The 1,867-nt window shown below is 34.7% G+C and carries 1 protein-coding gene, 1 rRNA gene and 1 pseudogene; 2 read left to right on the top strand and 1 reads right to left on the bottom strand.

Features of this window, described 5'->3' with window-relative positions; genetic code table 11:
- Positions 1 to 76, top strand: a 5S ribosomal RNA gene (rrf, locus tag H280_RS27080); the annotation flags it as partial.
- A 64-nt stretch (positions 77 to 140) separates the two neighbouring features.
- Positions 141 to 482: pseudogene (locus H280_RS25965) on the top strand (alpha/beta hydrolase); the annotation flags it as partial.
- 13 nt (positions 483 to 495) lie between these two features.
- Here H280_RS25965 and H280_RS0122815 read toward each other — a convergent pair.
- Entirely contained in the window at positions 496 to 1,254 is a 759-nt protein-coding gene (locus H280_RS0122815; protein WP_020063402.1) for a GNAT family N-acetyltransferase, read from the bottom strand.
- Positions 1,255 to 1,867 lie beyond the last annotated feature (613 nt).

Below are 1,867 nucleotides of genomic sequence, written 5' to 3'. Positions count from 1 at the left end.
CGAACACGGAAGTTAAGCTCTCTAGCGCCGATGGTAGTTGGGACTTTGTCCCTGTGAGAGTAGGACGTTGCCAGGCAAACGAAAGACGAGTCAGCAGACTCGTCTTTTTTGTTTATCCACCTGTTGGCAATTTTTAATGAAAATGGTCAATTATGATTCATGGATATAATGGCAGAGCATCAGGGATGACAGAATACATTAGTGAAGGTAATTATATTGGTATGGATTGGAATAATTGAAAAGATATTCTGTTATGGATTCAGGGAATTCTGAAGAAAGATCCACAAGCTGAAATTACTTTGTTTGGTATTTACATGGGGGGCGCAGCTGTTGTCATGATGACATCAAGAGAATAACTACCAGCCAATGTAAAATTCATTGTAGAGGATTGTGGTTATTCATCTGTTATGGACGAATTTACGTATCAGTTAAAAGATCTATTTCATTTACCAAAATTCCCAGTGATGAATGCGGATAATACCCACTGTAGTTGAATTAGAATAGTTCTTTTAACCGTTTTATCGCAGAGTGAACTGTAAGTCTATGAAATGAAACTAATTTATTCTTGTAGATTACTCCATAGATACCGTAAGGAGTAGGTGAAAGTTTCAACAATTCTTCTCTATTTTTTATGTCGATAATTTCTGCGTGAATACCCAATTGCTTGGCTGCCTTAACAACATTATTGGTTGATACATCTATAAATGGACACTGCTGGCTACGGAGGATTGTTAAGTCTTTAAAAAGCTTAAGTCGCTTATCCCAATCTTTTGGAAAATATGGATCAGGTGAATGGTCAAATTTGTAAACAAGTAACTCAAATCCATAAGGTGCATGATCTATTTCCTTAAAATTATTCTTTATAAAAACGTCTTTACTAGGAGTCCAAGAAGTGTTTGGATTCGTAATGACAATAACGCCATCTTTACTTTGTTCCTTAGCATCTTGAATGCTTTTATCAATCAATTTTGAGGCATACCCTTTTCCTGTAACATTTACCCATAAGCAATGGATAACCAAATAATTTTCGCCATAGACAACTCTCGAAGAATATTCAATAGGTGTATATTCAATGAACCCTGCTGGTTTGTTATTCTCCATTATTTTTATATACTTTAACCCTTCATTGAAGCTTCCCATAAGCCATTTGTTTTTATTGGTGTAACCTGTCGAAGTTGGCTTGCTGCGAAGACAATAACAACTTCCATCATTTATATTCTCTTTGTCTAACTCTACCAGCTCAATTTGTTCCAATATACTTTTCCCCTCCGCAACTTATCAATATTCTTATTCACCTATGCTGTGTTTAAAAGTGAATAATAAATATTTATTGTTTGTAAATTCTGACAAAACAAGTTTATCATAGTTTGCTTCCGTTGAAAACCAATAGCTTTCCACAATCATTTTACTAACATTCTTATCGTCATTTCGATAAATGTTCATTGTGTTATCTAATTTACTTAGGATTTATTCTGCTATTCGCGGACAGTAAGGCCACCACCTCACCTCAGGAGTGAGAAGAGCGAAAAATATAGATGGTGGATAATTGTCCGTAAAAGCCCGATCAGTTCAACTAACCATAGGTGGAAGTTTTACTTTATAAAATTTAAGAAGGGAAATTGAATTTTATTAAAAAAGGTATTGCTTTTATAATGATAAGTGTGTAATATAGTAAAAGTCGCTGATGCAAACGAGCAGAAAGCGAAATAAAAAACTTAGTTGACATTGAGTGAATGAAATGTTAACATAAGGAAGTCGCAATGAGGCGACGAACAAGTTCTTTGAAAACTGAACGAAACAAACAACGTGAAACGTCAATTTTTATTTATGAAGCTAGACAAACACTTTATTGGAGAGTTTGATCCTG

It is taken from the genome of Bacillus sp. 123MFChir2 (genome assembly GCF_000383235.1).
Lineage (GTDB): Bacteria > Bacillota > Bacilli > Bacillales > Bacillaceae_G > Bacillus_A.
The sequence above is the reverse complement of the archived record's forward strand: the minus strand, read 5'-3'. Positions and strand labels throughout refer to the sequence as shown.